The sequence below is a fragment of the Exiguobacterium sp. s7 genome (genome assembly GCF_018618195.1).
Lineage (GTDB): Bacteria > Bacillota > Bacilli > Exiguobacteriales > Exiguobacteriaceae > Exiguobacterium > Exiguobacterium mexicanum_A.
In genome coordinates, this window is record NZ_JACSLO010000001.1 from 329867 (window position 1) to 352114 (window position 22248).

At 54.7% G+C, this 22248-nt stretch carries 25 protein-coding genes; 23 read left to right on the forward strand and 2 right to left on the reverse strand.

Annotated features, from left to right (window positions below; translation table 11 throughout):
* Window positions 1–14: 14 nt before the first annotated feature.
* The 8 genes from KNP79_RS01695 (at window position 15) to KNP79_RS01730 (ending at window position 5247) form a co-directional block, all read left to right on the forward strand.
* Window positions 15–548 carry a ReoY family proteolytic degradation factor gene (locus KNP79_RS01695; protein WP_034777333.1) on the forward strand — a complete coding sequence of 178 codons (534 nt, stop codon included), beginning with the start codon at window positions 15–17 and terminating at the stop codon, window positions 546–548.
* Window positions 549–737: 189 nt separating this feature from the next.
* Window positions 738–1154, forward strand: a complete 417-nt coding sequence (locus tag KNP79_RS01700) for a DUF2487 family protein (RefSeq protein ID WP_232939423.1) — start codon at window positions 738–740, stop codon at window positions 1152–1154.
* Between the two features lie 110 nt (window positions 1155–1264).
* Window positions 1265–1768, forward strand: coding sequence for a QcrA and Rieske domain-containing protein (locus KNP79_RS01705; protein WP_021067208.1), 504 nt, complete (start codon window positions 1265–1267; stop codon window positions 1766–1768).
* A gap of 15 nt (window positions 1769–1783) precedes the next feature.
* Entirely contained in the window at window positions 1784–2455 is a 672-nt protein-coding gene (qcrB, locus tag KNP79_RS01710) for a menaquinol-cytochrome c reductase cytochrome b subunit (protein ID WP_021067209.1), read from the forward strand.
* Between the two features lie 33 nt (window positions 2456–2488).
* Entirely contained in the window at window positions 2489–3283 is a 795-nt protein-coding gene (locus tag KNP79_RS01715; protein WP_021067210.1) for a menaquinol-cytochrome c reductase cytochrome b/c subunit, read from the forward strand.
* Between the two features lie 99 nt (window positions 3284–3382).
* Window positions 3383–3997, forward strand: a complete 615-nt coding sequence (locus KNP79_RS01720) for a DUF1405 domain-containing protein (protein WP_214752765.1) — start codon at window positions 3383–3385, stop codon at window positions 3995–3997.
* A 38-nt stretch (window positions 3998–4035) separates the two neighbouring features.
* Window positions 4036–4719, forward strand: a complete 684-nt coding sequence (locus KNP79_RS01725) for a zinc metallopeptidase (protein ID WP_138859558.1) — start codon at window positions 4036–4038, stop codon at window positions 4717–4719.
* 60 nt (window positions 4720–4779) lie between these two features.
* A complete protein-coding gene (locus KNP79_RS01730) occupies window positions 4780–5247 on the forward strand; it encodes a GreA/GreB family elongation factor (RefSeq protein WP_215190917.1) in 468 nt (155 codons plus the stop codon).
* 46 nt (window positions 5248–5293) lie between these two features.
* On the opposite strand, the gene KNP79_RS01735 is transcribed toward KNP79_RS01730, so the two are convergent.
* Window positions 5294–6169 carry a YitT family protein gene (locus tag KNP79_RS01735; protein ID WP_215190918.1) on the reverse strand — a complete coding sequence of 292 codons (876 nt, stop codon included), beginning with the start codon at window positions 6167–6169 and terminating at the stop codon, window positions 5294–5296.
* Between the two features lie 111 nt (window positions 6170–6280).
* On the opposite strand from KNP79_RS01735, the gene bshB1 reads away from it, so the two are divergent.
* The 15 genes from bshB1 to KNP79_RS01810 all read left to right on the forward strand — a co-directional run bounded on the left by bshB1 (window position 6281) and on the right by KNP79_RS01810 (window position 21235).
* A complete protein-coding gene (bshB1, locus tag KNP79_RS01740; protein WP_215190919.1) occupies window positions 6281–6964 on the forward strand; it encodes a bacillithiol biosynthesis deacetylase BshB1 in 684 nt (227 codons plus the stop codon).
* Window positions 6961–8082: an N-acetyl-alpha-D-glucosaminyl L-malate synthase BshA gene (gene bshA / locus KNP79_RS01745; protein WP_034777340.1), complete on the forward strand. Its 1122-nt coding sequence runs from the start codon at window positions 6961–6963 to the stop codon at window positions 8080–8082. Before bshB1 ends, bshA begins: the two co-directional genes overlap by 4 nt.
* A complete protein-coding gene (locus KNP79_RS01750; protein ID WP_215190920.1) occupies window positions 8079–9218 on the forward strand; it encodes a CCA tRNA nucleotidyltransferase in 1140 nt (379 codons plus the stop codon). The genes bshA and KNP79_RS01750 overlap by 4 nt, the downstream gene beginning before the upstream one ends.
* Window positions 9191–10153 (forward strand): biotin--[acetyl-CoA-carboxylase] ligase, encoded by a 963-nt coding sequence (locus KNP79_RS01755; protein WP_215190924.1) that lies wholly within the window; start codon window positions 9191–9193, stop codon window positions 10151–10153. The genes KNP79_RS01750 and KNP79_RS01755 overlap by 28 nt, the downstream gene beginning before the upstream one ends.
* A gap of 218 nt (window positions 10154–10371) precedes the next feature.
* Entirely contained in the window at window positions 10372–11208 is an 837-nt protein-coding gene (gene panB / locus KNP79_RS01760) for a 3-methyl-2-oxobutanoate hydroxymethyltransferase (RefSeq protein ID WP_215190926.1), read from the forward strand.
* A complete protein-coding gene (gene panC / locus KNP79_RS01765) occupies window positions 11205–12035 on the forward strand; it encodes a pantoate--beta-alanine ligase (protein ID WP_215190928.1) in 831 nt (276 codons plus the stop codon). Before panB ends, panC begins: the two co-directional genes overlap by 4 nt.
* A 5-nt stretch (window positions 12036–12040) precedes the next feature.
* A complete protein-coding gene (panD, locus tag KNP79_RS01770; RefSeq protein WP_021067221.1) occupies window positions 12041–12424 on the forward strand; it encodes an aspartate 1-decarboxylase in 384 nt (127 codons plus the stop codon).
* 107 nt (window positions 12425–12531) lie between these two features.
* Window positions 12532–15342, forward strand: a complete 2811-nt coding sequence (gene dinG / locus KNP79_RS01775; RefSeq protein WP_214752775.1) for an ATP-dependent DNA helicase DinG — start codon at window positions 12532–12534, stop codon at window positions 15340–15342.
* A 66-nt stretch (window positions 15343–15408) separates the two neighbouring features.
* Window positions 15409–15594, forward strand: coding sequence for a YpmA family protein (locus KNP79_RS01780; RefSeq protein WP_016509977.1), 186 nt, complete (start codon window positions 15409–15411; stop codon window positions 15592–15594).
* Window positions 15591–16070, forward strand: a complete 480-nt coding sequence (locus tag KNP79_RS01785; protein ID WP_034777346.1) for a hypothetical protein — start codon at window positions 15591–15593, stop codon at window positions 16068–16070. Before KNP79_RS01780 ends, KNP79_RS01785 begins: the two co-directional genes overlap by 4 nt.
* 21 nt (window positions 16071–16091) lie before the next feature.
* Window positions 16092–17279, forward strand: coding sequence for a pyridoxal phosphate-dependent aminotransferase (locus tag KNP79_RS01790; protein ID WP_215190183.1), 1188 nt, complete (start codon window positions 16092–16094; stop codon window positions 17277–17279).
* 20 nt (window positions 17280–17299) lie between these two features.
* Entirely contained in the window at window positions 17300–18601 is a 1302-nt protein-coding gene (gene asnS / locus KNP79_RS01795) for an asparagine--tRNA ligase (RefSeq protein WP_215191180.1), read from the forward strand.
* A gap of 59 nt (window positions 18602–18660) precedes the next feature.
* Window positions 18661–19248: a DnaD domain-containing protein gene (locus KNP79_RS01800; RefSeq protein ID WP_215190930.1), complete on the forward strand. Its 588-nt coding sequence runs from the start codon at window positions 18661–18663 to the stop codon at window positions 19246–19248.
* Window positions 19248–19910, forward strand: a complete 663-nt coding sequence (nth, locus tag KNP79_RS01805; RefSeq protein ID WP_034777352.1) for an endonuclease III — start codon at window positions 19248–19250, stop codon at window positions 19908–19910. The genes KNP79_RS01800 and nth overlap by 1 nt, the downstream gene beginning before the upstream one ends.
* Window positions 19911–20014: 104 nt before the next feature.
* Window positions 20015–21235, forward strand: coding sequence for an MFS transporter (locus tag KNP79_RS01810; protein WP_215190936.1), 1221 nt, complete (start codon window positions 20015–20017; stop codon window positions 21233–21235).
* 40 nt (window positions 21236–21275) lie between these two features.
* On the opposite strand, the gene KNP79_RS01815 is transcribed toward KNP79_RS01810, so the two are convergent.
* Complete coding sequence (locus tag KNP79_RS01815) at window positions 21276–22127, reverse strand: DUF3800 domain-containing protein (protein ID WP_034777355.1); 852 nt, start codon at window positions 22125–22127, stop codon at window positions 21276–21278.
* Window positions 22128–22248: the final 121 nt, after the last annotated feature.

Here is a 22248-nt window from a genome sequence, read left to right on the forward strand (position 1 = left end):
GGAGATGGGGTCATATGGTCGAGCGGAAAAAGATGTTCTTAAAGCGATTCCTCGCTCATCATACGCTTCGCAAACGAGAAGCCAAGTGGATTATCGACTACTGGCTCAGACATCCAGAAAAACTCGGGAACGTTCATTTCGTCACGAACGCCTCGGTCTCACCGCGTAGCCTGATCATGACGGCGTACGGTTTTGACGGGGAACCGTTCCGTTACCGCCGGGGTGACCTCATCACGGTCAATCCCGAGAAGGCGTATCACGACATCCGGCTCCATGACGGCGCCATCTACGTGGAGCTCAACTTCCAAGGGATGATGATCGACGAAATGTGGATCGACATCGTTGAATTGAACCCGTTCGAACCCGTGGCCGAACTTAAGGATGAAGTGACGACGTCCGCGCAAACGGTCATCCGGGCCTCGGTCGCCCAGTTCGAGGAAGAACGTCTGCTCGTCGAAATCGACAAGGCGCTCGACCGGCGTGACGAGAAATTGTTCCGCAATTTGACGAGTCAGCTGCATCAAGTGCGAGCCTCAAAATTATTTTAATAAAAACAAGCGCTTCCGTTATGGTCGGCGCTTGTTTTTTGGTATATTAATGACGTAGGAATACACAATAATTTCACATTTCGTTCATAAGTTTCGCATAGGGAACGTTTGTAGGTACGCTACAATGGACATGATGATGTATGTCTGGAGGAGAGGAGGAGGAAGATGAGGTTCGATGGCATAGACGCGATGAAATCGCTGACAGAACGCCAATACGTCGACACGCTCGTCGTCCCACTCGTCGAACTGGCGTTTGATGAGGACATGGTGCGTAAAGCCGAAGGGAACGAAGTCATTCAGGCGGTGGCACTCGAGACCGAACGGCAACTGTCGGGACGGACGATGCTCAGCCCGACACTTAGTTACGTCGACGTGGACGCTGGCCGGGCGACGGCAGAAGCGGTACTCACGAAAGCGGTGTCCTCTGGGTTTTCCCACGTGTTGTTCATCTCCTCGGATTTGCGTTTCAAAGGGTCTGAACTGCCGATTATGTTTGTTCCGCCGCTTGCTTTAAAAGGCATGTCCGGCGAGCAGTCGCACACGATGGTTCAAAATTTTGCGACGCAAGTCATTACCGAGCTTTCGAGCCGTTGGATGGCGACATGAAGCGGTTGACGTGGAGGTTTTATTGATATACTATTTTGTTGAGTGAGAAATTTTTGTGAAGAATGCATAAAGAATTATGGGGTTATGCACACGAATGAGGGGGGAACGAAATGGCTCAAAATGGGTCAAAAGTCACACGCCGTCAGTTCTTAACGTATACGTTGACTGGTGTAGGTGGCTTTATGGCGGCAACATTGATCAGTCCGATGGTCAACTTTGCGATCGATCCGGTCTTAAAAAAATCGGGAGCGGGCGATAAAGTAAAAGTCATCAGTCTCGATGACATCACGACTGAGCCGCAACGTGTCGACTTTAAGAAACAAACGCAAGATGCTTGGTATGAATTTGAAGAAACGCTTTCGGCGTGGGTATTTAAAGATGAGAGCGGCGAGATCATCGCCTTGTCTCCAATTTGTACGCACCTCGGCTGTCAAGTAGGATATGGTGGAGACCCGACTCGACCGACAGAGTTCTTCTGCCCGTGTCACTTCGGTCGCTATGAGAAAGATGGAACGAACATTCCTGGTACGCCTCCGACTGCACCACTTGCACGCTACGAAAAAGAAGAAAAAGACGGCTTCCTATACTTGGGCAGTCCAGTCGCACAGTTGTGAGAGGGGGAATAGTCGATGTTACAAAAAATTTATGATTGGGTCGATGAACGCGTCGACATCACGCCGTTATGGCGCGACATCGCTGACCATGAAGTTCCAGAACACGTCAACCCTGCCCATCACTTTTCAGCATTTGTTTATTGCTTCGGCGGTCTGACGTTCTTCACGATCGTGATTCAAATTCTGTCAGGGATGTTCTTGACGATGTACTACGTACCAGACATCATCAACGCGCACGCGTCGGTGTACTATCTTCAAAACGAGATCGCGCACGGACAAATCGTTCGTGGGATGCACCACTGGGGCGCATCGGTTGCGATCGTCATGTTGTTCTTACATACGCTCCGCGTATTCTTTACCGGATCGTATAAGAAACCGCGCGAACTCAACTGGGTCGTCGGTGTTCTCTTGTTCTTCGTCGTCTTGGCGCTCGGTCTTACAGGGTACTTGTTGCCGTGGGATATGAAAGCGTTGTTCGCGACGAAAGTTACGCTTCAAATTGCCGAGAGTGTCCCGGTCATTGGTGGCATTGCCAAGACGCTTCTCGCCGGTGGTGAGATCGTCGGCGCACGGACGCTCACGAACTTCTTCGCCATTCACGTCTTCTTCTTACCGGCGGCCTTGTTCGGACTCCTCGGAGCCCACTTCTTGATGATTCGTAAACAAGGGATTTCAGGACCGCTATAAGCCGATTCGAAGATATAAAGGGGGAGAAACGATATGCATCGCGGTAAAGGGATGAAATTTGTAACCGACTCTCGAGTAGGAATCTCGAATCGGAAACAAAATATTGCAAAAGACTATTCTGAATACCCAGGACGCACTGAGGCGTTCTGGCCGAACTTCTTGTTGAAAGAGTGGATGGTCGGTTCGGTCTTCTTGATCGGATTCATCGCCTTGACGATCGTCGAGGCACCACCGCTCCAAAACATCGCCGATCCAACGAACACGTCTTACATTCCGTTACCGGACTGGTATTTCTTGTTCTTGTATCAATTGCTCAAATACCAATTCGCAGCAGGGGACTGGATCCTTCTTGGGACGGTCATCTTGCCAGGCGTCGCTTTCACGGCGCTCTTGATCGCACCATGGCTCGACCAAGGACTCGAACGCCGTCCGGCGAAACGTCCGGTCGCCATCAGCTTCATGCTTCTCGGCGTGTTGTCGATCTTCTACTTGACGTGGGAATCGGTTCAAACGACACATTGGGATCAAGTGCATGAACAAGGAATCTTGGAAGTACCGGGCGAGGGCCCTGAAATCGATACGGCCGCACCAGGTTACGAGATTTACTCGGCGCAGTCATGTGTGAACTGTCACGGTCAGAACCTCGAAGGCGGGGCAGCAGCTCCTGCACTCGTCGGCACTCAGTACACGGCCGAAGAGATCGCGGATATCGCGGTCAACGGTGTCGGTACGATGCCGGCCGGCCAATGGGACGGTTCGGATGAGGACCTCCAAGCCATGTCTGAATTCATCGCTTCATACGGTGAAGGCGGAGAAAACAACCAATAAACGATTGGTTCAAGAAGTGTGACCCGTCAAACGGGCCACACTTCTTTTTACTTTCGTTTCGTTGCGCTACAATGAAGAAAAAAAGGATGGAATACTCGAATGATACATATGTTGCGCCCGATCCTGACACACCGGCTCGTGTTAGGACTACTCTTTCTCATCAATCTGCTCGGCACGATCTACGGGTACGTCTGGTATGAGCCCCAGCTTCGCGATACGCCGCTCATCTATTGGCCGTTCGTACCGGACAGCCCGACGGCCTCGCTCTTCTTCACGATTGTGCTCGGCCTATGGCTCGCCGGAAAGAAGTCGCCGCTCATGGAGACGCTCGCCTTCGTGACGCTCATCAAGTATGGGGTGTGGGCCGTCATCATGAACCTCTTGTTCTTGCGGGAACTCGGACCGGACGCGGAGACGTTCACCGTGCTCATGGCCGTCATGCTGATGGTGTCGCACGGAGCGATGGCGTTCCAGGCGCTGTTGTATGCACCGTTCATGACATGGACGGTTCGTTCGTTCGTTATGACGCTCGTCTGGGTAGTCCACAACGACGTCGTCGATTATGTGCTCGGCCAATGGCCGCGCTATCCGTCGCTCGCCGAGCATATCGCCTGGATCGGCTACGGTTCGTTCTGGTTGACGGGAATATGTTTTTTTATGGGATACCACCTCATCCTGCGCACTTCACTTGATAATAAGTTCATAAGAATGTAAAATCAGGGTATCAAATACACGCAGAGGTGATAGAGAACATGTCATTAGGTGGCTATATTTTCTATCTTGCACTGATTATGCTCATCCCATTATGGGCCCAGATGCGAGTGAAAAGTACGTACAAAAAATTTCTTCAACAACCGATTCAAAGCGGCGTCACCGGCGCCCAAGTCGCTGACTTCATCATGAAACAAAACGGCGTCAACAACGTCCGCATCGAGATGGTCGACGGACTGATGAGTGACCATTACGATCCGGTCAATAAAGTCGTCCGTCTCTCACGTGAAGTGTATCAAGGCTCGACAATCTCATCGGCTGCGATTGCGGCCCACGAGATCGGCCACGTCATTCAAGATGCGACCGACTATAAGATGATGCGTGTCCGCCACCGGCTCGTGCCGGTCGTGAACATCACGTCGAACTTGTCGTTCCCGCTTCTCTTAGGTGGTTTCTTGCTCGGCGCGATGGGCCTCGCCCAACTCGGTGTCATCATGATGCTCGGGGCGGTCGTGTTCCAACTCGTCACACTCCCAGTCGAATTCGATGCCTCGAAACGGGCCATGGCTGAACTGACGAGCCACGGAATCGTCACGGCAACCGAAGAGTCGGGTGCGCGCAAAGTGCTCAACGCGGCAGCATGGACGTACGTGGCGGCAACGCTCGTCGCCGTCGCCGAATTGATCCGCTTGGCACTCATCGTCTTCATGCCACGTGATGAGTAGAATCAACGGTCCCGTCCACGTGACGGGACTTTTTTTATCATGTTTGGAAAGGGGACCAAGATGTCAAAACCACAGTTGACGAAGGCGGGTCGTCTGCGTCTGATCGAACAACTCGAGACGCTTCGCATCGAGGGTCGGCGTGAAGCGCTCGAACGTGTCAAGGCGGCCCGGAAATTTTGTGACTTTCGAGAAGATGTGACGTACTTTGACGCAGTGCGTGAACAAGAGCGCATCGAGACGAAAATCATCGAACTAGAGCGAACGCTCGCCGATGCCGTCGTCGTGGAAGAGGAAGCGACTGCCGGAAAGATTGGGTTCGGTGACACGGTGACGTTGCGAGAACTGCCGGATGGTGACACCGAGACGTACCAAATCGTCGGCGAGCTCGAGGCCGATCTGGCAAACGGGTCGATCTCCGCGACGTCACCGCTCGGTAGCGGTTTGATGGGAGCTACCGTCGGTCAAACCGTCTCCATCGCTTCACCGGGCGGCACGCTCACGTTTGAGATCGTCCGCATCGAACGATAATGAAACAACGCCCCGTTCATTCGAACGGGGCGTTGTGCGTCGTGACTTATTTCAAAGGAATCCGGTTCTCATCGAACGTGAACCCTTCACCACCGACTTCATAGACGTGGTGGAACGTGATGAAAGCGTGCGGGTCGATCTGTTTGACGATCGTCTTCAACCGGTTCACTTCGTTCCGTCCGACGACGACGTAGAGGACTTCAAGTTCCTTGTTCGAATAGCCGCCTTTGGCGAGAAGACGGGTCGTCCCGCGGTTCATCGTGGCGTGGATGCCGTCGGCGATGGCCGTGCGATGGTCGCTGATGATCATGGCGGCCTTCCCGGCGTACGTCCCTTCCTGCATCGAGTCGATGACGCGGGCCCCGATATAGACGGCGAGGAGCGTATACATCGCCTCGCGAATATCGAGATACGTCAAACTGAGGACGATGACGAAAAAGTCGAACACGAGGAACGTCTTGCCGATCGACCAGCCGACGTAGCGTTGCACGAGCCGGGCAATGATGTCGACGCCTCCGGTCGTGCCGCCGTTATTGAAGATGATGCCGAGACCGATACCGATGAACAGGCCGGCGAACAAACTCGCGAGCACCATGTCGTCCGTCAAATCGATGACGAGGTTTGAGTACTTGGCAATGAGGGCGTACCAGAGCGAGAAGCTGAACGTCCCGATGAGCGTGTAGATGAACGTCGTCCGCCCGAGCAGCTTATAGCTGACGAAGAAGAGCGGGATGTTGAGCGCCAAGTTCGTGATCGATGGCGACCAATCGAACAAGCCCCGCAGAATCAAGGTGATGCCTGTGAAGCCGCCTTCCGCCAAGTTGTTTTGGACGTTGAAGTGGTAGACACCGAACGCAAAAATAAAGGAACCAATCAAAATGAAGAATATATTGCGAAACCGAATCGGTAATTGTACCGTCATCTGGTTCACCTCCCATCTAGTAGCGTACTCGAAAAACCTCTCGATTGCCTACCCTGAACATATGACAATCGAGACGGAGTCCGATATACTTTTCACAGAAGAGGTGATTTTATGAAAATAGTAGCAATTGGGGCCCATCCGGACGACATTGAGATTGGCATCGCCGGTATGACCGCCCAATGGACCGAGGACGGGGTCGAGGTCCTATACGTCGATTTGACGAGAGCCGAACTGTCTTCGAACGGGGACGTCGTCACCCGGGGGAAAGAAGCCGAGATGGCCGACCGTGTGCTCGGTATCCGGCGCGTGAACCTCGGTTTTCCAGACCGGGGTTTGACAGGGGACAATGAACAAGTCGAGGCGCTCGTCCATTTGATTCGGACCGAACGTCCGACACATGTCTTCTATCCATACGGCGTCGACCGCCATCCTGACCACGGGGCTTGCGCCCGACTCGTCGAGGAGGCGCTCTTTAACGCGGGAATCCGTAAATTTATGCCGGACGTCGCCGCGTATCGACCGTCGAGCGTCTATCAATATATGATTAACGCCCATACGACGCCTGACGTCTGCATCGACATCACGGCGACGATCGAACATAAACTAAACGCTTTACGGGCTTATGCCAGTCAGTTCACACCGGTCGACGGTGTGGCGACGCCGCTCACGGACGCCTATCTCGATCGGGTGTTGGCACGGGAACGTCATTTCGGCAGTTTGATCGGTACGGAGTACGCCGAAGGGCTCATGACGACCCGTCCGTACGTTGTCATGAAGGCGGGTGAGCTCGCATGAGACTACGCATCGGGGTCCTTTGTTATCCGTCGGTCGGAGGTTCGGGCATACTCGCCACCGAGCTCGGCATGAAACTCGCCGACCGGGGGCATGACGTTCATTTCATCACGTCGAGCATCCCGTTCCGACTGAACGCCTACCATCCGAATATCACGTTCCACCAAGTCGAGATCAACCAGTACTCGGTGTTCCGCTATCCGCCGTACGACATCACGCTCGCCTCGAAAATCGCGAGCGTCATCCAGGCGTTCGGCCTTGATGTCATTCATGCCCACTACGCGGTGCCGCACGCTGTCTGTGCCGCCCTCGGGCGCGAGATGGCCGGGACGAAGACGCCAATCGTGTCGACGCTCCACGGGACCGATATCACCGTGCTTGGGGAAGACGAAGAACTCAAGCCGGCCATCCTTTATGGGTTGCGCCAATCGAACGCGATCACGGCCGTCTCGGACAGCTTGAAACAAGAGACGCTCGAGCGGATCGGGTCCGATTTGTCGATTGACGTCATCCATAACTTTATCGATGAGGCCGTCTATCAACCGCAGGCCGATACATCGCTTCGCGAACGATACGGTTTATCGGAACAGGACCGGGTCGTCATCCATATCTCAAACTTCCGGCAAGTGAAGCGAATCGACCTCGTGCTCGAATCGTTCCAGCAGATGAACGTGCCCCACAAAAAACTGCTCCTCGTCGGTGACGGCCCGCTCATGGGAGCGATGCGCCGTCTCGTGAGCGAGATGGGGCTCGAAGAGCAAGTCATCTTCGCCGGGAAGCAAGAGCAAGTGGCGGCACTTCTATCGATGTGCGACGTCCATATCCTGTTGTCGGACAAAGAGGCGTTCGGCCTCGTCGCCCTCGAGGCGATGGCGACGGGTGTACCGTCGGTCGTCAGCGATGCGGGCGGATTGCCGGAAGTCATCACCGACGGCGTGGAAGGGTTTGTCGTCAAACGCGGCGACGCGCCCGCGGCGACGAAAGCGCTCGAAGCGATCTTGCTCGACCACGAGCTCCATGCACGCTTCCGTGCGAACGGGCTCGAGCGGGCCAAACAGTTCGCCTCGGCCGATATCGTCACGGCGTATGAATCGCTTTATGAACAGGTGGTGGGACGATGACGGAATGGGAATACGCCAAACGAATCATCGAGACGATCAACGCCCACGGCGGCGAAGCGTACATCGTCGGGGGTGCCGTCCGTGACTATATGCTCGGTACGCTTCCGGATGATATCGATATCGCCACGTCGCTCTTCCCGGACGAAGTCATGCGCTTGTTCCCGAAATCGGTACCGACCGGGATTGACCACGGCACGGTGACGGTCATCCTCGACCATCATCCGTTCGAAGTGACGACGTTCCGCTCGGAAGGGACGTACTCGGACTCGAGACGACCCGACCATGTTTCGCTCGGCGTCTCGCTTGAAGAAGATATGAAACGGCGTGACTTCACCATGAACGCGATGGCGTTCCACGACGGCAACGTCGTCGACTTGTTCGGCGGACGGATGGACCTCGAGGCACGTGTCATTCGGACCGTCGGCAGCCCCTATGAACGCTTCAACGAGGACGCGCTCCGCATCATGCGGGCGTTCCGCTTCATGGCCCAACTCGATTTCCGGCTCGACGAAGACGTGCAACGGGCCTCACGCGAACTCGGCCATAAACTGCAGGACATCGCGATGGAACGGGTCGCCATCGAGTTCGAGAAGTTGATGATGGGCCCGGCATACCGAAAGGCGCTCGCGGCGATACTTGACCTCGGCATCCATCAATACTTGCCGAACGTCACGGAGACGCTCATCCGCCGTGTCATCGCCGACAAGCGGACCCCGGTCGACCCGGTCGGGGGCTGGGCGTTGTTCGTCTATTATGCTGACGCCACCGATTGGCTGACACCGTGGAAACGCTCGAACGCACTGAAGCGGGAGGCGGGCGTGCTCGCGCGTCTGTTCGACAGCGGGCTCGACACGTTCACCATCTATGAGACGACGCCGGAGACGCTAGCGACATACTTGCGGATGTCCGGACGAAGCGAGACGGCCGAACAGTTGAAGCGGCAGTTGCCGATCCAGTCGCGCCGGGAACTCCGATTCGATGGTCGCGATGCGCTACATCTCGGTGCCCGGGGACCGCTCATCAAACAGCTGCTCGCCCACGTTGAGCGGCTCGTGCTCATTGGCGAGCTCGCCAATGAGCCGGAATCGTTACGAAAGGAGGCCGAACAATGGCTTCGACACGCGGAAAAGTCTTAAATCTGTTGCAGGACGGGGCCGTCTGGAGCGGTCAAGAGTTGGCCCGCCAATTAAATATTTCACGTACCGCTATTTGGAAGCATATCGAGACGTTAAAACAAGACGGGTATGCGATTGAAACGATTCCTCGAAAAGGGTATCAATTGTTCGGCCAGACCGACCGGCTCGATGAACCGGCGTTCGTATCGTTCCGAAAAGGGCGGTTCGGACAAGTCGTCCATGCGTTTGAGCAAATCGACACGACCCAACGCATCGCCCATGAATTGGCGCAAAAGGGCGTCCTCGAAGGAACGCTCGTCATCAGCGAAGAGCAGACAGCGGGCCGAGGCCAACTCGGCCGGAACTGGTATAATCCGAGCCACGTCAATATCGCGGCGAGCGTGATTTTGCGGCCGGCGTTGCCGATTCGAGACGCCTCGAAGCTGACGCTCATGGCGGCGAGCGCGTTCGCGCGCGCCCTGCACGCGCAAGGCATCCCGGCCACCATCAAATGGCCGAACGACTTGTTGCTCAACGGGAAAAAAATCGGCGGCATCTTGACCGAGATGCAGACGGAGGGTGACCGGATTCAAGCCGTCATCCTCGGCTTCGGGATGAACGTCAACAGCGAGGTCATCCCGGAAGAGCTCGCGCATCGGGCCACATCGATCAAACTCGAGACGAATCAGACGCATCGCAGAAGCGAGCTGCTTGCCAACTTACTCGCCGAGCTTGAAAGCGAATATGACTTGTTCCTTGAGTCTGGGTTCGGCCCTGTGCGCAAGCATTGGCTCGAGCATGCCGCTTATCTGAACGAATCGATCACGTTGACGGCGTCAGGTAAGCCGAGGTATGGAACGATGTGCGGTATTTCGGAAGAAGGAGCACTCCTTTTGGAACAAGAAGGAATCATCGAGCCGATTTATTCGGCGGAGATCGCAGTTTGGAATGATTGATGGAAACGGGTTCGTGGTCTATAATGAATGTGCCGGACGCTATCGCTCGCGAAGTGTACCGGAACTGCAGACCGCCACTCTATATTTTGTCTGCCTTGATCATTTTGACAGGGACAGAAGGACACTCAACTACTTGAGATCGTTTTCGTGCGCCTTCTTACCATTCGTGTAGGAAGGCGTTTTTTGTAACCTGTCTCCACATTTAGGAGGAGAACCATATGCACACGATGACTTCGTTATTGAAGAAGATGAAGCAAGAAGAGAAATTGGTCATGTTGACGGCCTACGATTATCCGTCGGCGAAACTGGCCGAGGCGGCAGGGGTCGACATCATTTTAGTCGGGGACTCGCTCGGAATGGTCGTGCTCGGCTACGATTCGACGATTCCGGTGACGACTTCGGACATGGTGCACCATGCCAAGGCCGTACGCCGCGGGGCCCGCGACACGTTCGTCGTCGTCGATATGCCGTTTGCGACATACCATGGCGCCTTCGACCGCACGCTTCAAGCGGCCACGACGTTGTTCCAAGACGGTCAGGCCGATGCCATCAAACTTGAAGGGGCCGGCGAGGTGCTCGAGACAATCGAACGTCTGACGAAAGTCGGTATGCCGTGTGTGGCCCACCTTGGCCTCACCCCACAATCGGTCGGTGTGCTTGAAGGCTATAAAGTACAAGGCAAATCACTCGAGGATGCCGAACAGTTGATCGCCGACAGTCTCGAGGCCGAACGGGTCGGTGCGAAGATGCTCGTTCTCGAGTGTGTGCCGCACCAATTGGCCAAAAAGATTGCCGAGGCACTTACAATCCCGGTCATCGGCATCGGTGCCGGTGCCGACGTGGACGGTCAAGTGCTCGTCTATCACGATATCTTGAAATATGGCGTCGACCGTCTGCCGAAGTTCGTCGAGGCGTATGCCGATGTGAACGAAGTCGCGACGACGGCAATCCGCAATTATGTCGAGGCGACGAAAGACGGCTCGTTCCCGCTCGAACGGCACACGTTCACGATGGATGAGTCGTTGCTCGACACGCTCTACGGGGGCAAGGCATGAACATCGTCACGACACCACATGACTTACAGAAACTGTTGACCGACGCCGGGACGATCGGTTTCGTCCCGACGATGGGTTATTTGCATGAAGGGCACCTCAGTCTCGTCGAGGCGGCCAAGTCAGAGAACGACCTCGTCGTCATGAGCATCTTCGTCAACCCGACCCAGTTCGGTCCGAACGAGGACCTCGACCGCTATCCGCGTGATTTCGAGCGTGACGAGGCGCTCGCCCGCGAGGCGGGTGTCGACGTCTTGTTCTACCCGAACACGGAGACGATGTATCCCCTCGACATGGCTCGCGTCACGGTACGTACCGGCGCAGATGTCCTCTGCGGAGCGAGCCGGCCCGGTCATTTCGATGGCGTTTTGACCGTCGTGTCCAAGCTGTTCAACTTGGTCCGTCCGACGCGCGCTTATTTTGGTTTGAAGGACGCGCAACAAGTCGCCTTGATCGAAGGATACGTCCGTGACTATTTCGTCCCGGTCGAGATTCGACGCTGTCCAATCATCCGTGAAGAATCAGGTCTCGCTAAGTCGTCCCGGAACGTCTATTTGTCGGAGACGGAGAAGGCGGATGCGAGTGACATCAACCGTGCCTTGATCGAGGCGCGAGACGCCCTTGCGCAAGGTGAGACGATTCAAGATGTGAAAGCACATCTCGAGGAAAGCCTGAAGAACATCCCAAACAGTACAATCGACTATATCGAGATCAAAGACTACCCGACGTTGACCGAGGTGACCTCCGCGTCGACCGAACTATTGATTGCCGTAGCGGTGCAGTTCGAACGGGCCCGCTTGATTGATAATGTGATTTGGAAGAGAGGATGAATCCAATGATTCGAACATTTATGCACGCGAAACTACACAAAGCGACCGTTACCGAGGCGAACTTGCATTACGTCGGTTCAATCACAATCGATGAAGATTTGATGGACGCGGTCGGCATCATGGAAAACGAACATGTGCACATCACGAACAACCATAACGGAGCTCGTATCGAGACGTATGTCATCAAAGGAGAACGAGGTTCGGGTGTCGTCTGTCTGAACGGGGCAGCGGCCCGCCACTTCCAAGTCGGAGATGTCGTCATCATCATGGCGTACGGTCAAATGACGGCCGAGGAAGCGAAACAGCATCGTCCGAAAGTCGCCGTCTTGAACGAACGGAACGAGATCGATCAACTTCTTTATGAAGAGATCGCCCATACGATTCTATGACACGAGCGGGGATGTCCGATAGAGGCATCCCCGTTTTTTCGTGTATCGTTCTATGGTAAGATGAGACAGACAGAAAGCACGAGCGTGCCGAAGATGGGATGGATGTTATGGACACCTATGTGATAGTGGATTTGGAGACGACTGGTCATTCCGTCAAGTCCGGCGACGAACTGATTGAATTTGCGGCGGTGGTCGTTCAAGGGAGTGAAGTGATTGAGCGCTACAGTACCTTGATTCGCCCGAGTCGCCCAATCCCGCCTTTTATCACGCAGTTGACGACGATCACGAACCAAGACGTGGCAGAAGCCCCGACGTTTGAGGAAGTGATCCCAGATATATGGAAGATGCTCGATGGGCGAATATTCGTCGCCCACAACGTGTCTTTCGATTTGAATTTTTTAAATGAAAGCCTCGAGCAAGCCGGGTACTTGCCGTTCCAAGGGCGAGCGATCGATACGGTCGAGCTGGCCCGGATCTTATACCCGACGCTTGAGAGCCATGCGCTCGAGTCGCTCGCCGAGACGTTTGATCTCGTGCATACTGACGCGCACCGGGCGCTCAGCGATGCCGAGGCGACGGCGGAACTGTTCATTCGTTTGATTGAACGGTTGCGCGCCTTGCCACTCGTGACGTTACAACAGTTACGACGCCTGTCCGAGTCATGGACGAGCAACGTCGAACCGCTCCTCGACGAGTTGATTCTTGAGGTCGGGATCCGAGCCGACGATGAGACGACGTTCGATATTCATCGGAAAATCGCACTCCGACGTCTCGTCGATACGTTCGAACCCGCTGTCGAACGCGAACCGTTCGAGCCGTTTCTTCACCGGACGATCGAAGAGACGCTTCCGGCACTATTCGGTCAATTTGAACCGCGTCAAAGTCAGTTCGAGATGATGCGACACGTCTATAAGGCGCTCGACGACGAGGCGACGCTGTTGATCGAGGCGGGTACGGGGACCGGAAAGACATTGGCGTATTTGATTCCGAGCGCACACCACGCCCTCGAGACGAAGCGCCCGGTCGTCGTCAGCACACATACGATTCAGTTGCAAGAACAGTTGTTGAATCGAGATTTACCAATCTTAAAAGCGATTTTCCCTGAAATCGAGTTCACACTTTTGAAAGGGAGACGCAACTACATCGACCTCCGAAAGTTCGAGATGATTCTCGAAGAAACGAATGACGGGCTGCTCCCGGCGATGTGCAAGGCGATGGTCCTCGTCTGGTTGACCGAGACCGAGACGGGGGACTTGGAAGAGTTGTCATTGCCCGGTGCGGCGTCACAAGGGCCGGCCTCGTTCAAACGGCTGATCCAGGCCGATGCCGCCTCTGACTTCGGTCGCTTCGACCCTTGGTATAGCCGTGACTTCTTCACCCGGGCCGTCTTGCGCTCGAAAGAGGCCGATATCATCGTGACGAACCATGCTTTGTTGTTCTCTGATTTGCAACACCAGGCTGGGATTCTCCCGACCGATACGCCACTCGTCTTGGACGAGGCGCATCAAGTCGAGGAAGTCGCGTCGCATCACTTCGGAGTCACGTTTGACGCGATTCAATTTGACCGCCTGTTCAAATGGTTCGGCTACGGTGCCGACGGCAAGTTTCATTCGCGCGTGCTCGGGCTCGCCGATTTGACGTCCGTCTCGGAAGAGGCGGAGGCGTTCAGCAAAGCGACCGATCAAGCACTCGCCCGCGTCGACGATGAGCTGAACGATTTGCTCACGGCGCTCCAGTCGCTCGGGAAAAAGCGGGAGCAACGTCAAACCGTCCGCTTCGAGCGGGAAGGGGAACCGTTCCGACCGATTCGTGAAGTGGCGAAACGGCTCGAGGACCGACTGCGGACGTTACGGACGACATTGCGACAACTGCACCGTCTCCTCGATGAGCATAAAGAGCATATGACGTTCAAACAACGGGCCGTGCTCGGTGATTTGAAGGCGTTCATCGGCGACGTGCGCGATATCGAGAGCGTCCTCTACGAGACGATGCTCACGCGGGACGACGATGCCGTCAGTTGGGTTGAGCTCAATCTGGCTAATCGCAAGTTGACCTCGGTGTACACCCAGCCGGTCGAGATCGGACCGCTCCTGCATGAGCGGCTGTTCGCCAAACGGCCGACCATCCTGACGTCGGCGACGATGACCGTCTCAGGACGATTCGGCTTCATCGAGCGGCGTCTCGGACTCGATGGGGAAAACGTTCGCCGCGTCGTCCTGGCGTCACCGTTTGATTTCAAGAAGCAAGCGAAACTGTTCGTCCCGTCCGACATCCCGCTCATCAACGAAGTTCCGTTGCCGCGGTTCGTCGAGCAGATCGCGGACTCGATCGCCCAAATCGCCAACGTGACGAAAGGACGGATGCTCGTCTTGTTCACGTCGAACGAACTGTTGCGTTTGACGCACGAGGCTGTCAAAGACCAATTGGATGAGGCGTACACGCTCCTCGCCCAAGGGGTCAGCGGCGGATCGCGAAGCCGCTTGACGAAACAGTTCAAACGGATCGACCAGTCGATTTTGTTCGGAACGGCAAGTTTTTGGGAAGGGGTCGATATTCCGGGCGAGGCACTCACCTGCCTCATCATCGTCCGGCTTCCGTTCGCGCCGCCCGACCAGCCGGTCATGCAGGCTCGGTCCGAGAAGATCGAGGCGACCGGTAAATCGTCTTTCTTTGAACTATCGCTTCCGCAAGCGGTCATCCGCTTCAAGCAAGGGGTCGGTCGCCTGATCCGTTCGAAAGAGGATTACGGCGCCATCTTCGTCTTCGACCGTCGCGTCGAGACAACGCGTTATGGCAAGCAGTTCATCAACAGTCTACCGTCCGTCGATCGAATTGACGGACCGCTCGAGACCGCACTCGCTGAACTTGAGCTGTTTTTAGACGAGAAAGAGAAGACCGGGCTAGGAAATCAGAGATAACGCTAGGCATCGTGAAATTATCGCTTTATAATAATGGGTATAGTGTTTTTTGAAGGAGGAGTAATCATGAATTCGAATATTGAGACGTTGGCGACGGTTCGAATCGAGCCGACGGCAGACGTCTACAAAATCGTCGACTTGTTGAATCGTACGTTGAAGAGCCAAGATTTAATGTTCGGTCTTGCTTTAGAGAAAAAAGTGAATGATCCGAAGAAAGAAGAGATGGTGTTCACCATCTATCGGACGGAATGACACGGAAGACAAAAGTAGTGATTGCGTTCATGACGGCACTCATCGGTGTCGTCATCGTATTTAGTGGCATTTATTGGTTCACGGTCGGCCACACCGAGCGGACGAAAGAGAAAATGATCGAGGAAGCGCGCGAGCGACTCGTCGACGAGCAACCGTCCGTCTCGATTGAACGGGCCGAACTGTTTAACGGGACAGAACCGTATGTCGTCTTCGAGGAGACGGATCGGGTCCAGTTCGTGCCGGTCGACGACAAGTTGCCAATCGAGACACGGGATATCGCAACGGTCGATTCAGAACAAATCTGTGCCGACTCGGTCGCAGAAACCGGCGGTACGCTCGTCAGCTGTAAATATGGCTTCGATGAACGGGCATTGATCGAAGTCGTGACAAAAGCGGGCACGTCTTACACGTACTCGTACTATACGCTCCAAGCGGGCGAATTCATTCGACGGGTCCAATTGACGGACTCGCCTTGACGAAACTAGAGGGGGATCTCAATGGAACATCTATTGGCACAACGTGTAAAGCAGTTGACACCTTCAACGACACTCGCCATCACGGCGAAAGCGAAAGCGTTAAAAGCGTCGGGTCAAGACGTGATCGGGCTAGGGGCCGGTGAACCGGACTTCAATACGCCTGAACGCATCATCGAGGCAGCCTGTCAGGCGGCACGCGATGGCGACACGAAGTATACCCCATCTGGCGGGACGGTCGCACTCAAAGACGCGATCATCGAAAAGACGAAACGCGACAGCAACTTGACGTTCACACGTCCAGAGGTCATGGTCGCTTCCGGTGCGAAACACGCCCTCTATGCGCTGTTCCAAGCGATTTTAGATGAAGGGGACGAGGTCATCATTCCGGTACCATATTGGGTCAGTTATCCGGAGCAAGTGAAGCTGGCTGACGGGGTTCCGGTCTACGTCGACACGAACGAGACGACGATGTTCAAACTGACGCCGGAGCTGCTCGAGGCGGCCATCACGGATCGGACGAAGGCGGTCATCTTGAACAGCCCATCGAACCCGACCGGCATGATTTATACAAAATCTGAACTCTCGGCGCTTGCGGACGTCGTCAAACGGCATGATCTGCTCGTCGTCAGTGACGAGATTTATGAGAAACTCGTTTACGGTGAGGCGGAGTTCGTCTCCATCGCGACGCTTCCTGACATGCGGGAACGGACGATTATCATCAACGGTGTCTCGAAGTCGCATGCGATGACGGGATGGCGCATCGGCTATGCGGTCGGTGACAAGACGATCATCGAGGCGATGACGAACCTCGCGTCGCACTCGACATCGAACCCGACGTCGATCGCGCAAGCTGCGGCGGTCGAAGCCTACAATGGACCACAAGATGACGTCGAGATGATGCGTGTCTCGTTCGCTGAACGACTCGAGATCGTCTATGAACGACTCATTGCGATTCCAGGAATCACATGCTTGAAGCCACAAGGCGCATTTTACTTATATGCCAACGCCAAAGAAGCGGCCACGATGAGCGGTTACGACTCGGTCGATGCGTGGTGCGAGGCCGTCCTCGGTGAAGCGTACGTCGCCCTCGTCCCGGGTTCAGGTTTTGGTCAGGACGACTACGTCCGCTTGTCATATGCAACAGAATTAAAACGAGTACTAGAAGCGCTCGATCGAGTGGAAGACTTCATTACACGTAACGCTCGATAAGCGAAAGGATGGATATGAACATGACAACTATTTCAATCAGCCAATTTAAAGACTATGAAGGCCAGACGGTCCGGGTCGGAGCTTGGATCGCCAACAAACGTTCGAGCGGAAAGATCGCGTTCCTTCAACTTCGTGACGGGAGCGGCTTTGCCCAAGCGGTCGTCGTCAAAGCCGATGTGGCCGAAGATTTGTTTGCCCTCGCCAAAGGCGTGACACAAGAGACATCGGTCTGGGTGACCGGTACCGTCAAATCGGACGGTGGTCGCACGCCGCTCGGGTTCGAACTCGAGGTGACGCACATGGAAGTGATCGCGGAGTCGGTCGACTATCCAATCACACCGAAAGAGCACGGGACAGAGTTCTTGATGGACAACCGTCACCTTTGGCTCCGCTCGCGTCGTCAGCACGCGATCATGAAAGTCCGTAACGAATTGATCCGGGCGACGTACGAGTTCTACAACCAAGAAGGATTCGTGAAGATCGACCCACCGATCATCACGTCGAGCGCACCGGAAGGCACGACGGAATTGTTCGAGACAGATTATTTCGGACAGCCGGCCTACTTATCGCAAACGGGCCAACTTTATATGGAAGCCGCAGCGATGGCACTCGGGAAAGTATTCTCGTTCGGACCGACGTTCCGGGCCGAAAAATCGAAGACGCGTCGTCACTTGATCGAATTCTGGATGATCGAGCCAGAGATGGCATTCTTCGACCACGACATGAGCCTCGAGCTCCAAGAGCGTTACGTCTCATACATCGCCAAGTCGGCACTTGAGAACTGCCGCAACGAATTGGAACTGCTCGGACGTGACTTGTCAAAACTTGAAAAAGTTCAAGCACCGTTCCCGCGCGTCCGTTATACGGATGCGATCAAGTTCTTGAAAGAGGAAGGCTTCGACGACATCGAGTACGGTGACGATTTCGGTGCACCGCACGAGACGGCCATCGCCAACGCGCATGACCTCCCGGTGTTCATCACCCATTGGCCGAAAGACATCAAACCGTTCTACATGAAAGTCGACCCGGAGAACCCGGAACTCGTCCTTTGTGCCGATTTGATCGCGCCGGAAGGTTACGGCGAAATCATCGGCGGCTCGCAGCGTGAAGACGACTACGACCGCTTGAAAGAAGAAATCATCAAAGAAGGTCTTGATGAGACGGACGCGTACGACTGGTATCTCGAACTCCGTAAATACGGGTCGGTCCCGCATTCTGGCTTCGGCCTCGGCCTTGAGCGGACGGTTGCTTGGATTAGCGGTATCGAGCATATCCGCGAAGCGATCCCGTTCCCACGTCTCTTGAACCGCATTCACCCATAATCGCCGATCGGGGATGACTTTGTCTTCCCCGATTGATTTGTCTAGAAAGGATGTGCGACATGGATGCACATAATATAATCAAGCTGTTCGAACAAAATCCAGTCGTCGTTCCGAGGAAACTGTTCACCGAGGCACGTCGCCTCAACTTGACGCCGGTCGAGTTCAATCTCGTCATCCATCTGCTTGAAATGATCGGGGAAGGCATCGAGATGCCGCTCCCGAGTGAGCTCGGGGACCGGATGAACGTGGCCGAGAGCGAGGCCCGCGCCGTGTTGCTCGGCCTGCTCCAAAAAGAGTTGATCGCCATCGACGCGTCGGCCGAGGTCGAACGATACAGTCTGCTTCCATTGTTCTTGGCGCTCGAGGAAGGGGCGGCACCTGAAAAATCGGCCCATTCGTTGAATGAGAACATCATTCATACGTTTGAGCGCGAGTTCGGGACAATCACTCCATTTGAGATCGAGCAGATTGTCGGCTGGTTGACCGAGGACGGCTTCAGCGAAGAGCTGATCCTGGCCGCGCTTCGGGAAGCGAAACTACGCAACGTACGGAACTTCAAATATATGGACAAGATCCTCCGGGTGTGGCAAGACCATAACGTCGAGTCGCTCGAGGACCTCGTCGATTATCAACGGAGGAAAAAGTGATGTTGACGAGAGCCCAATTGAACGAAGTGTCGGACGAGATGCGCCGTATGTTCCCGGACGCCCACTGTGAGTTGACGCACCGCAACCCGTTCGAACTGGTCGTGGCCGTGGCGTTATCGGCGCAGGCGACGGATGCACTCGTCAACAAAGTGACGCCTGGTCTGTTCGAGGCCTATCCGACCGTCGAATCGATGGCCGCGGCAGACGTCGCCGACATCGAGGCGTTAATCAAGCGCATCGGTCTCTATCGGAACAAGGCGAAAAACGTGAAGGCGCTGTCGATGCAAATCGTGGAACGTCATAACGGAATCGTTCCGTCGGACCGCGAATCGCTCGAGGCATTGCCTGGCGTCGGACGGAAGACGGCGAACGTCGTCTTGTCCGTCGCGTTTCATGAACCGGCGTTCGCCGTCGACACACACGTCGAGCGCGTCTCGAAACGGCTCGGGATTTGTCGTTGGAAAGACAACGTCCGTCAAGTCGAGGACACGCTCATGAAGAAGTTCCCGCGCGAAGAATGGTCTCAGCTCCATCATCAGTTCATCTTTTTCGGACGTTACCATTGTAAAGCGCAACGTCCTGCCTGCGAGACATGTCCGTTGTTGCACATGTGCCGCGAAGGCAAGAAACGAATGAAGTCCAAGCAAGCGACCGGACAATGAACAAGCGTCTTCCTGATTACATTGATCAGGAAGACGCTTTTTATACGTAAGGGGGTATTTTTTGGTATACTCAATCCAGTTAGCAATCGGCAAGGAGGATGTATATGGGTGAAACCCGGATTGGAATAAAAGAAAATCAAATGAACTTTATCTTGCTCGTCGTGACGAACTTTTTCGTCGGGTCGATGGTCGGCCTCGAACGGACGATCTTGCCCATCATCGGAGAAGAGGATTTCGGTCTCGTCTCGACGAGTGCGGCGCTATCGTTCATCATCAGCTTTGGGTTCTCGAAGGCTGTCGTCAATTACTTCGCAGGAGCCATCGCCGATCGATTCGGGCGCAAGAAAGTGCTCGTCTTCGGCTGGGGGATCGGGGTATTCGTCCCCGTGCTCGTCATGTTGGCCCCGGCCTGGTGGATGATCATCGTGGCGAACGTCTTGCTTGGGATCAACCAAGGACTGACGTGGTCGATGACGGTCAATATGAAGATTGATTTGGCTAAACCGACGGAGCGTGGGCTCGCGGTCGGACTGAATGAATTCGCCGGTTATGTCGGTGTCGCCGTGATGGCCGCCGTCTCTGGGATGATTGCCGTCACGTACGGCAGTCGGCCGGAACCGTTTTATATCGGCGTCCTCGTCGCATTCATCGGTCTCGGGTTATCACTGTTCGTCCGCGATACGACGAATCAGGTACAGCTCCAACCGACGAGCGGGTCTGAGAAAACACGTTCCGCGAGAGACGTATTTATGACGACGACGTGGAAAAATCGATCGCTCTCGAGTCTGACGGTGGCGGGTCTGTCGACCAATCTGAAAGACGGCATGGCATGGGGCTTGTTCCCGATTTATTTCGCCGCACAAGGGCTCAGTCTAGCTGAAGTCGGATTAATCGTGGCAGTCTATCCGGCGGCGTGGGGCTTCTTCCAACTGTTCACCGGGGTATGGAGCGATCGCATCGGACGCAAAGGATTGATTGTCGCCGGGATGTGGGTCCAGGCCGGTTCGCTTTGGGCGATTCTCGTCATGTCCGACTATTGGCAATGGGTGCTCGCCGCGGTCATGCTCGGCATCGGGACGGCAATGGTCTATCCGACGCTCCAAGCCTCGATCAGTGACGTCGCCGAGCCATATTGGCGCGCCTCAGCAATGGGCGTCTATCGGTTTTGGCGCGACAGCGGCTATGCGTTCGGAGCCATCTTTGCCGGGGTATTGACCGACATATTGTCCATCGATTGGGCGATCGGGCTTGTGGCCGTCCTACCGTTCCTGGCCGGACTCAATGCGCTCGGTCGTTTGCGGGAGACACTTCCAGGTTTGCGTTAATCAAAAAACTGCCTTGCCGAAGATTTCGGCGAGGCAGTTTTTAATGGTTCCACGGATGGTCGCTCCATTCGCGGCGTTTTTTCGTGATGGGTACTTTTTTGAATCCCCAGTTACGGAAATCTTGGTCAGGACTTTCTTTACGAATGTAAATCTTGTCCTTGATGGCTTTGAAGATCCGGTTCTCATCCCCATAATGGACGAACCGTGGTTTCACTTCGATGACGCCGCGACGTACGCGCGAGAGCGGTAGACAGACGAGGTCAGCGATTTCAAGCCCAGACTGATAGATTGTGTTCTGTTTCTCCGAGAAGATGAAACCTTTAATCTTTTGTCGGCTTTTCTCGACGTCGAGATGGACCGTCCCTGAATTGAAGATATCGAAGAACGCTTTTTGGATGAGCAAGTTTTGATAGTCGTCTCGCGATTCCAAGACGACACGGGCGCTGACCGCTTCCGTCTCTTCTAAGAATGCATAAAACGATTTCATCAAGTGGGCGAAGGCGACGACGTACGGGTCTTTCGGCGTTGAATAGAAGTCGTGAAGTTTTTGTTTATCGACCTCGACGCTGATGATCGTACAGTTGATATCGCGTAGGAAGTCCGGCAACTTGTTCCAAAAGTCACGAAGCATATCGATCGTGATGCCATCCTCTTTTCCATACGGATGCTCGGCCTTTAAAATCTCTTTTAAATGGAGCGGGATATTCTCCGTCTTGAACACGTCGCGTTTGAAGGCATGTAACCGGCGCTTCAACTCGCACGGCATCCCGGCCTCGTCGGCATCGATTGCATATTTGTATTCCATCAATACGCCGGTGAGGTTGAACTGGGTATTTCCTTTTGGCGTGCCCGTCTCATCGACGAACATGACATACTTCTTTTGTGTTTCCATCTTACTCCTCCAACCATGGCTCAACTGTTTATCTAAGCGAGCCTGCTAATTGTTTTCCAACCTTGGTTTACATTGCTTATTGCGCACTTTTTCAAACTTACGTCAATCTGCGTTTAATCTG

Coding starts and splice junctions, on each gene's coding strand:
- KNP79_RS01695 (WP_034777333.1), top strand. CDS start 15: ATGGTCGAGCGGAAAAAGATGTTCTTAAAGCGATTCCTCGCTCATCAT.
- KNP79_RS01700 (WP_232939423.1), top strand. CDS start 738: ATGAAATCGCTGACAGAACGCCAATACGTCGACACGCTCGTCGTCCCA.
- KNP79_RS01705 (WP_021067208.1), top strand. CDS start 1,265: ATGGCTCAAAATGGGTCAAAAGTCACACGCCGTCAGTTCTTAACGTAT.
- qcrB (WP_021067209.1), top strand. CDS start 1,784: ATGTTACAAAAAATTTATGATTGGGTCGATGAACGCGTCGACATCACG.
- KNP79_RS01715 (WP_021067210.1), top strand. CDS start 2,489: ATGCATCGCGGTAAAGGGATGAAATTTGTAACCGACTCTCGAGTAGGA.
- KNP79_RS01720 (WP_214752765.1), top strand. CDS start 3,383: ATGATACATATGTTGCGCCCGATCCTGACACACCGGCTCGTGTTAGGA.
- KNP79_RS01725 (WP_138859558.1), top strand. CDS start 4,036: ATGTCATTAGGTGGCTATATTTTCTATCTTGCACTGATTATGCTCATC.
- KNP79_RS01730 (WP_215190917.1), top strand. CDS start 4,780: ATGTCAAAACCACAGTTGACGAAGGCGGGTCGTCTGCGTCTGATCGAA.
- KNP79_RS01735 (WP_215190918.1), bottom strand. CDS start 6,169: ATGACGGTACAATTACCGATTCGGTTTCGCAATATATTCTTCATTTTG.
- bshB1 (WP_215190919.1), top strand. CDS start 6,281: ATGAAAATAGTAGCAATTGGGGCCCATCCGGACGACATTGAGATTGGC.
- bshA (WP_034777340.1), top strand. CDS start 6,961: ATGAGACTACGCATCGGGGTCCTTTGTTATCCGTCGGTCGGAGGTTCG.
- KNP79_RS01750 (WP_215190920.1), top strand. CDS start 8,079: ATGACGGAATGGGAATACGCCAAACGAATCATCGAGACGATCAACGCC.
- KNP79_RS01755 (WP_215190924.1), top strand. CDS start 9,191: ATGGCTTCGACACGCGGAAAAGTCTTAAATCTGTTGCAGGACGGGGCC.
- panB (WP_215190926.1), top strand. CDS start 10,372: ATGCACACGATGACTTCGTTATTGAAGAAGATGAAGCAAGAAGAGAAA.
- panC (WP_215190928.1), top strand. CDS start 11,205: ATGAACATCGTCACGACACCACATGACTTACAGAAACTGTTGACCGAC.
- panD (WP_021067221.1), top strand. CDS start 12,041: ATGATTCGAACATTTATGCACGCGAAACTACACAAAGCGACCGTTACC.
- dinG (WP_214752775.1), top strand. CDS start 12,532: ATGGACACCTATGTGATAGTGGATTTGGAGACGACTGGTCATTCCGTC.
- KNP79_RS01780 (WP_016509977.1), top strand. CDS start 15,409: ATGAATTCGAATATTGAGACGTTGGCGACGGTTCGAATCGAGCCGACG.
- KNP79_RS01785 (WP_034777346.1), top strand. CDS start 15,591: ATGACACGGAAGACAAAAGTAGTGATTGCGTTCATGACGGCACTCATC.
- KNP79_RS01790 (WP_215190183.1), top strand. CDS start 16,092: ATGGAACATCTATTGGCACAACGTGTAAAGCAGTTGACACCTTCAACG.
- asnS (WP_215191180.1), top strand. CDS start 17,300: ATGACAACTATTTCAATCAGCCAATTTAAAGACTATGAAGGCCAGACG.
- KNP79_RS01800 (WP_215190930.1), top strand. CDS start 18,661: ATGGATGCACATAATATAATCAAGCTGTTCGAACAAAATCCAGTCGTC.
- nth (WP_034777352.1), top strand. CDS start 19,248: ATGTTGACGAGAGCCCAATTGAACGAAGTGTCGGACGAGATGCGCCGT.
- KNP79_RS01810 (WP_215190936.1), top strand. CDS start 20,015: ATGGGTGAAACCCGGATTGGAATAAAAGAAAATCAAATGAACTTTATC.
- KNP79_RS01815 (WP_034777355.1), bottom strand. CDS start 22,127: ATGGAAACACAAAAGAAGTATGTCATGTTCGTCGATGAGACGGGCACG.